We start from the raw sequence: 8,416 nt of genomic DNA on the forward strand, positions 1-8,416 counted from the left end.
GGTGAGTGAGGGCCGGGTGCGCAGCGGTGGCCGCCCGGTCGGGCCGGTGCCAGACTCGGAGGCGGACGCCACGCGAGGGAAGCGGACGCCGCCGCGAGGAGAGGGCTGCCGATGACCGAGGTACGGCCGGACGAGGAGACGGTGCCGCTGCTCGGCGCCGAGGTGCGCATCACCGACGCGGCCGGGCTGCTCGCCGCCGCCGTCGACGGACCGGTCGAACTGCTGGCCGGGGGCGACTTCCCCGCCCCGGTGCGGGAGGTCCGCTGCACCGTGCGCGTCGACACCGCCGCCGAGCCGCCGGTGCACCGCTTCGAGGCGTACCTGCGGGTGGAGGCCGCACCCGCGGGCCTGCTCGCCCTCGGGCTGGCCGGGCCGGTCGGCGTGCTGCTCGCCGAGCGGCTGGCCGCGCGCGGCGGCGACGGCCCGGCCGCCGCGGTGGGCCGGATGGCCGCCGAGGCCGGGCGGCGGATCTGGCCGCGACCGGTCGCCACGCTCGCCGCGCCGCCGGGCGACGCGGCCGGTCGGGAGGTGCTGCGCACGGCCCGGGAAGCCGGGCTGCGGCCCCGCGTTGACCAGGACGACGGCACGGTACGCATCCACGCCGACGTACCAAGCGCCGAGGTGGGTCCGGCGCACCTGCGGGCGATGCTGGGCCTGCTGCTCCAGGCCGTACGCGAGTTGTCCGGCGACAGCGAGCAACCGGCCGTGCTGTGCGGACGGACGTACCTCGTGGGGCGGCGACCGGTCGTGGTGGCCGGGCCGCGCAGCGCGGCGGTGACCCTCGACCAGGTCGGCGGCCTGCCCGACGTGGTCGCCCGGTTCCGCGAGGTGGCGGTGTCGTTCCGGCACCCGCAGGCGATGGCCCGCTGGGGTGCGCGCCGGCCGCAGGGCATCCTGATGTACGGGCCGCCGGGCACCGGCAAGACCATGCTGGCCCGCGCCCTCGCGAACGAGGTCGGCGCGGACTTCGTGGAGATCCGCACCCCGGAGATCCTGGACAAGTACCTCGGCGGCTCGGAACGCAACATCAAGCGCATCTTCCGGGAGGCACGCCGCTACCGGCGGCCCACGGTGATGCTGTTCGACGAGTTCGACTCGATCATCAGCTACGCCGGTGCGGGCGGCGACGCGGCCAGCCAGGCGGTCAACGCCGTAGCGGGCATCTTCAAGCAGGAGATGAACACGCTGTTCGAGGAGAACCCCGACGTCATCGTGGTCGCCACCACCAACTTCCCGCAGCGCGTGGACGCCTCGCTGATCCGCTCCGGCCGCTTCGACCTGAAGATCGCCATTCCCGCGCCGGACGAGGCCGGGCGTGCGGAGATCCTCACCAAGATGGTCCGCGAGCTGATCGACCGGCACGAGCGGCCCGGCTTCCGGATGTTCGCCGACGACCTCGACCCGGCCGCCCTGGCCGTCGACACGGCCGGGCTGACCGGTGCGGACCTGCGGGAGGCGCTGCGCCGGGTGCAACTCGCCAAGGCGCTCCGGGAGGCGGCGGAGGGTGCGCCACCGGCTCCGATCGGTCAGGATGACCTGCGGGAGGCCGTCGCCGGGTTGCGCCGCGGCTGACCGGAAGGAGTCCACATTGTCCTCGTCCGATCTGCTGCTGTCCCGCCGTGACCTCGCGTTCCTGTTGCACGACTGGCTGGACGTGACCCGGCTGACCGAGCGCCCCCGCTACGCCGAGCACACCCGGGAGACCGTCGACGAGGTGCTGGACCTCGCCGCCCGGGTCGCCGCCGAACGGTTCGCCCCGCACAACCGGGCCGCCGACACCGGCGAACCCACGTTCGACGGGCAGCGCGTACGGACCATCCCGCAGGTGAAGGCCGCTCTGGCGGCGTTCGCCGAGACCGGGCTGCTCGCCGCCACCATGGACGAGTCGGTCGGCGGCCTGCAACTGCCGCACACGGTCGCCGCCGCCGCGTTCGCCTGGTTCCAGGCCGCCAACGTCGGCACGTCGGCGTACCCGATGCTCACCCTCGCCAACGCCAACCTGCTGCTCGCCCACGGCAGCGCCGAGCAGATCGACACCTGGGTACGCCCCATGGTCGAGGGGCGGTTCTTCGGCACCATGTGCCTGTCCGAGCCGCAGGCCGGCAGCTCCCTGACCGACCTGACCACGCGGGCCGAGCCGCAGGACGACGGCACGTACCGGATCGTCGGCACCAAGATGTGGATCTCCGGCGGCGACCACGAACTGGCCGAGAACATCGTCCACCTGGTGCTGGCCCGCATCCCGGGCGCACCGCCCGGCGTGAAGGGCCTGTCGCTGTTCATCGTGCCGAAGGTACTGCTCGACGACGACGGCAACCTCGGGCCGCGCAACGACGTGGTGCTGGTCGGGCTGAACCACAAGCTCGGCTACCGCGGCACCACCAACACGCTGCTGAACTTCGGTGAGGGCGTGCACCGGCCGTACGGGCGCGCCGGGGCGGTCGGCTATCTGGTGGGCCAGCCGCACCACGGGCTCGCGGTGATGTTCCACATGATGAACGAGGCGCGCATCGGCATCGGGGCCGGCGCCACCGCGCTCGGCTACACCGCGTACCTGAAGTCCGTCGCGTACGCCCGGCAGCGCCCGCAGGGCCGCCCGGTCGCCGACAAGGATCCGACCACGCCGCAGGTGCCGATCGTGGCTCACCCCGACGTACGCCGGATGCTGCTGGCCCAGAAGAGCTACGTGGAGGGCGCACTCGCGCTGGTGCTCTACTGCGGACGGCTGCTCGACGAGCAGAAGACCGCGCCCGCCGAGGCCGACCGCGAACGGGCGCAGCTGCTGCTGGACCTGCTCACCCCGATCACCAAGAGCTGGCCGGCGCAGTGGTGCCTGGCCGCCAACGACCTGGCCATCCAGGTGCACGGCGGGTACGGCTACACCCGCGACTACGACGTCGAGCAGCACTGGCGCGACAACCGGCTCAACGCCATCCACGAGGGCACCCACGGCATCCAGGCCCTCGATCTGCTCGGCCGCAAGGTCACCATGCGCGACGGCGCCGCCCTGGAACTGCTGCTGGAGACGATCCGCGGCACCGTCACCCGGGCCTGGAAGGCCGAGGGGTTCGCCTCCGAGCTGGCCGGACAGCTCGCCGCAGCGGTGGACCGGATCGCCGTGGTGACGCGGCGGTTGTGGGCGCCGGGCGATCCGGAGCTGGCGCTGGCGAACGCCTCGGTGTACCTGGAGGCGGTCGGGCACGTGGTGATCGCGTGGATGTGGCTGGAGCAGGTGCTGGCGGCGGAGGCGCTGGGGTCACCGGACGGGGCCGAGGGGGAGTTCCTGGCGGGGAAGAGGCAGGCGGCGCGGTACTTCTACCGGTGGGAGCTGCCGAAGGTGGGAGCGCAGTTCGATCTGCTGGAAGGGCTGGACCGGACGACGCTGGACATGCGCGAGAGCTGGTTCTGAGCTACTCGGGGTGGCGTGAGGCCGACGGGTGCCGTCACCACCAGAGCCACTGCGCACCGTGTCGGTGCTGCCGGGTGGTCGGGACGGTGTCGACCACCTCGTTAGCCCGGTGCTCCTTCGCGGCGTTGCGGCATGCGACTCTCGCGGCCTGACGCTCCCTGCTGGTCCAGACTGCGTCGACGAACCAGCGCGGTGGGCCTCCGCCGCAGACCAGCAATCGCAGGCCGGTTCGCGGGGAATGCGGACCGTCTTTGTCCGTATGAGACATCGTTGCCCCTTTCGGAGCCGCGGGGCGCGGCCACCTAACGGGGGTGGAACGCCGCGCTGATCCTCGTCGTTGAGCAGATGACCATAGCCACAGGATAGGTGAGTCCAGTGCCGATGAAGGTAAGCTGTCGCAGGTAGAACCAGTGATTCACCATGTTGACGAGGATCAGCCGGACCGCAGTCACACGGTCGGCCATCTTCTATCGTCGCAAACGCCATTGCGCCACATCCGTACGCCAGATGCTGTCCTCCAGTGGTTGTTCTTTGACGGTGAGGCGGCGCCACGGTCACTGACCGGTCGACGGGGTGCAGGTTCGGGTTCAGCATGGCCGGGGCAGGTATGCCTGGTCGAGCCGGCTGACATCGGTGCCGGGCGCACCGATCTCGTCGATCTGGTCGAGGATCTCGTCGGTGAGCGCGACGTCGACGTCAACGAGCAGGTGCCGCGTGGTATCGGGAGGCCCTAACGGCCTACCTGTTCGAGGTAGCGCTGCCGGATGGTGTCGAGCCGCTCCTTAGTTCGTTCGACCTCCCAAAAGGCCCAGCCGTTGCTGGCTACGCCGACCGCGTCTTCCATCGCTTTAGTGGGCGCGCTCGCGACACCGGAAGCGGTCTCGATGCTTCCTTCTGGGCGGATCCGGGCATAGTACAGTTCGCCGCGTCTGCGGCCGACGAGCCGGTCTCCCACACTTACCAAGCCTGCCTGAACCAAGTCCTGGAACCGGACTCCGTAGCGAGTGCGCTTAGCGGGCGCGAGGGTGCCGGGCGCTGACGGCGGGGCCAGTCCGAGGGCGTCCAGGCTCCATATCCTCTTGGCGATTTCGTAGTAGAAGCGACCGCGCGCCTCGATGAACGGCTCCAGCGCGGTGCTTGCGTCATAGGTAGCGATCATGCCATACAGGCCCGCGCCGGTGAGGAATTTGCGGAGCCGGACATTGCCTCGTTGGAAAAAGTCCGGGTTGAGCATCCCGGCCAGCAGAGTGTCCTTCCGGTACGACGCGAGCTTCTCCTCCAAGAGAGTTCCGCCGTAGCTACCGTTTTCCGGACCGTCCAAGAGTAGGAGCGCTCCGATCCGATTCCGCAGGAAGCCGTAGTAGCGGGCGTCGGGCGCCTTATGCGCGTACTTCGACGCCGTGCTGGTGAAGAGGTGTTCGATCTCGAAGTCGCGGTCACGGTCTCGGCGGAGGAGGAAGCGGTCGGTGGGATCCGCCTCGCCATTGGTCGCGCCCATCTCGACCCATGCGGTCAGGCGCGTCAACACGTAGTGCACGAACCTGCGCTTGGTGTCGTAGCGCAATTCCGGGAGGAGTTGCAGCCGGACTGGCCAGTCTGCGGCGTGCTCCCCGAGGGCGCGGCTGAGCTCCTGAACCGACTCGGACAGTCGTACGGCAGGCATGACTGCGGAGACGAGCTCATCGATGTGTCGCTGCTCGACCGGTTCGTCGCCAAGCGTCTGCGTCACGTAGAAGAGATCGAGGAAATTGGCCACCAAGCCGGCCTTCTGCAGCCGCTCCGTCTCCGAGTCGCCGGACCGTAGGGCAGCGAGGGAGAGGTCGAACTGCTCGGCTATGCCGTTGAATGTGTTGTACCGCACGCCCTGCAGATGCGGGTTGATCCGGGATCGTGCTTGCAGCAGCGTGACGTATGTGGTGTGGAAGGGGTACAGCAACTCGGTGATAAGGCGGACCCGGTCGCCGTTCTTGCGGTTCGGCCAGATCTCTGCCTCGTGCGCCCGCACCCACTCATGTGTAGCGTCGTTCAGGCTCGGCCCCGGCTTCTGCGCGGCCTCAGGAAACCTCGCCCGGAAGACGGTCCGAAGGTAGGCGAACGCGGCGCCCTTCTCAACGTCTTCCAGAGCCGACACCATGGTGGTCCATGTGCCCTCCAGCTCACGTGGATCCGCCTCGGCATCGCTGAGCAGGAAACGCTTGAGGTGGTCCATCGGCGAGAGCCGGATGCCGCAGTCGTTGATCGACTGGAACATCTCCTCTGCGCGGTCGCGGTCGCCTGCATCCATCACGACCAGGGAGACCCGGTAGAGCAGCCAGTCAATAAACATGACCAGGACATCGCCGCGCAACTGTGCAGGGCAGTGGATGTCGATGTACTGGTACGCCTGCCAGATGCGCCGGACAGGAGGCTGTGCGCCAGCGACGTCGAATCCACGGCCGTTCAGCAGAGCGCTGAAGCAGGCGCCGTACTCGTCGACGTCCACACGGAACGTCCGCCTGCCGAACCGTCCGGACATAATCATGGTCAAAAGTTTGCCGGCCCTGCTGCTTGCCTTCGGAGTCACCGCTGCCTGCCTATGCAGGTAGATCAACAGCAGTAAGAGCGTGATGATGCGCTGCTGGCCATCGACCAGCGAGATTCGCCCATCAGCGGTGCAGATGATGTAAGGGCCGAGGAAGTACGGATCGTACGTCTTTACATCGGCCAGTGAGTGTTCGTCGCTCCACTGACCGAGAAACTTTCGGGAGAGGTCATTCATCAGTCGCGCGACTTGCGGTTCGTCCCAGACGTATTCGCGCTGGTAGTAGTCGAGAGCGAACGACTCAGTGCCGAACAACGCGTCGATGGATTGCTCGCGGGCGCTGACCAGCTTCTTGGCGTTGCGCTTCCTGGCCATGAGCGCCGGTCCTAAAGGGCCACGGCCGCTTTGGCGGCCACGATGGGCTCACCCCGTCCGCGCCAGATATAGCCGGAGCGCACTACCCGAACGACGGTTCCGTTGTCGGGTGCACCCGACTCGGCCTCGTGGGAGTCCGGGTCGAATAGAAGACTCTCGCCGGGCCGGCCGAGCGGCCACAGCCGCTTGCGCCGCGCCTCATCTTCGAGGAGCTTCACGACTTCTGTAATCGTGTCACCGCGAGACTGCAGGACCTCGACTGCCACGGCAAGGTCGGCGACCAGTCTGGCCTCCTCAAACTCGTGATCCCACCCGGAGGCGGTCGCCTCGCTGGCGTCGAGCGCAGCAGCCACGTTCTGCACAAGATGTTGGGCGACCCAAGACGGCAACTTCTTGAGCAGATGACCGGCCAACACGTCGAGTGAGCTCCGAGCGGACTGCCGCTCGGCCGACCATCCGTACTTTTTGTTCACGGCAGTAATATGTGGATGCCACTTGACCCCGCGTTGGAAAAGCCTCCAGCGGTGATCGACGTCTGCCTTCTTGACACCCGCCTCAATTACCTGGGCCTTGATCGCTTGCGCGTTGATCGGTTCGGACGCGGTTCGGATCACGTCGAGAAAGACCGATCCTGGTTCCTCCGCGAACTGCTTGACGAGGGTTCCTGCGTCCAACACGTACCGCCCCCCAGGTCCGAGCTCTATGTAGCTTGCATGCTATGCGCACGGGTCGACATGCATCACTGTCCGATGCGCGACAACCGCTTCATCTTCCGTTAGGCCCGCCGCCTTGCTACGGACCTGAGTAGTTTGTCGTCGGTTCTGCTCGAACCACGGCGCCCGGTGCGGTACGCCTGTTCTTCAACTGGCGCCCGCGGCGAAGCTCGTGAAACCGGCCCACCTCCCTCTTCGGTGACTTAAGCGCGGAGGAGGGACGGTTGGTTAAGCGTGGCTAAGTCGCGCGGCTCGGTGGCTGGATCACACTGGTGATTCGATAGGGTAACGAGTTCGAGGGTGCTACGCGTAAAATGAATTGCTCAGCGTGACGGCCACCGGGTCTCACCGGGCGAAACCGATCAAGCTAGGGGGTGGTGAACGTCCGTTGGCGACATCCCGCTCCTCGGCAGATGTGAAAGCCGGCGAGGGCCGGGCGGCATCCGACGTCTATGGCAGGGCGGGCGGAGTCAGCCACGCCATCGGTGCGCCGCTTACGGCGGCGTCGGCAAGACGATGAGCGGACGTGGTCCGCAGTGCGGCCCGCGAGCTGTCGATCCAGCGCTGAACATCCGCGACTCCCTGATGCCGATACTCGACCGCTTGAACAAGGCACTCCAACTTGTCCGCGTCGCGGGCAACGCTGGCTTCCAGGGTTTCGCCGGCCTCGTACTCCGCGACGGCAGCGTTGATCACGTTGGCAACGGCGGGAGGGCAGGCGGCGACCTGGTCGGCGGTGACGGCGGTGTTGGGTGCGGCCGTGAGATAGCGCTTGGCGATGTGGGGGATGTCGGTGATCCGGGTCTCCTGAGTGTCGTGCAGGACGCACAACATCGAGACGCGACCCGGGTCGGCGCCCTCCATGGCTGCGAGCATCATGCCGATGAGTGCCGTGCGGAACGAGTGTTCGGCGATCGATTCGGGGTGCTTCACGCCGGCGAACCACCATCCGGTGCGCGCGGCGCGCTTGAGCACTCCGGCCTCGAAGATGAAGCTCATGGCTCCCGCGTGAGGATCGGTCCCCATCGGAATCAATCCCTCATCAGGCGGGCTTGTCGACATCGCATCCCCCTCGCGCTTTTCTCAATCGACGGAAAGACGGTAGACGAGGTCGTATCGGCCGCCTGGTAGCACGATGTCGGCGGTCTCCACCGGCGCGCCGCTCGCGGTGTACGTCCGTTCGATGGTGTGCACGAACGTGCGGGCCGGCAGGTTGAGAGCCTCGACCTCCTCGGCCGTCGCTGATCGAAGGCTGACGCGTTCCACGACCTCGTCGACCCGTACGCCGATGGCGTCCATACGAGCAATGCTGCGTAGCTTAAGTTGATCTTGGGGTGTGGTCTGCGGTTGTGTGGATGCTGTCGGGTGGTGCGGCGTGGCGGGCTGCGGGCCGACGGG

General features: G+C 67.7%; 6 protein-coding genes. 2 read left to right on the top strand and 4 right to left on the bottom strand.

Annotated elements, in window-relative coordinates:
- Nucleotides 1-111 precede the first annotated feature (111 nt).
- Together GA0070215_RS26875 and GA0070215_RS26880 are read left to right on the top strand one after the other, a co-directional pair.
- A complete protein-coding gene (locus GA0070215_RS26875; RefSeq protein WP_091051419.1) occupies nt 112-1,572 on the top strand; it encodes an ATP-binding protein in 1,461 nt (486 codons plus the stop codon).
- Nucleotides 1,573-1,588: 16 nt separating this feature from the next.
- Nucleotides 1,589-3,409: an acyl-CoA dehydrogenase gene (locus GA0070215_RS26880; RefSeq protein ID WP_091051422.1), complete on the top strand. Its 1,821-nt coding sequence runs from the start codon at nt 1,589-1,591 to the stop codon at nt 3,407-3,409.
- Between the two features lie 730 nt (nt 3,410-4,139).
- Here GA0070215_RS26880 and GA0070215_RS26885 read toward each other — a convergent pair.
- From GA0070215_RS26885 to GA0070215_RS26900, 4 genes are all read right to left on the bottom strand, one after another.
- Nucleotides 4,140-6,305, bottom strand: a complete 2,166-nt coding sequence (locus GA0070215_RS26885) for a GmrSD restriction endonuclease domain-containing protein (RefSeq protein WP_091051426.1) — start codon at nt 6,303-6,305, stop codon at nt 4,140-4,142.
- Nucleotides 6,306-6,316: 11 nt separating this feature from the next.
- Complete coding sequence (locus GA0070215_RS26890; protein WP_091051430.1) at nt 6,317-6,982, bottom strand: nucleotide exchange factor GrpE; 666 nt, start codon at nt 6,980-6,982, stop codon at nt 6,317-6,319.
- Between the two features lie 486 nt (nt 6,983-7,468).
- Nucleotides 7,469-8,044, bottom strand: a complete 576-nt coding sequence (locus GA0070215_RS26895) for an HD domain-containing protein (protein ID WP_091051433.1) — start codon at nt 8,042-8,044, stop codon at nt 7,469-7,471.
- Nucleotides 8,045-8,101: 57 nt separating this feature from the next.
- Nucleotides 8,102-8,416, bottom strand: a 315-nt coding sequence (locus GA0070215_RS26900) for a UTRA domain-containing protein (RefSeq protein WP_141708259.1), incomplete at its 5' end; no start/stop codon positions are given.

The organism is Micromonospora marina, assembly GCF_900091565.1.
GTDB classification, from domain to species: Bacteria; Actinomycetota; Actinomycetes; order Mycobacteriales; family Micromonosporaceae; genus Micromonospora; species Micromonospora marina.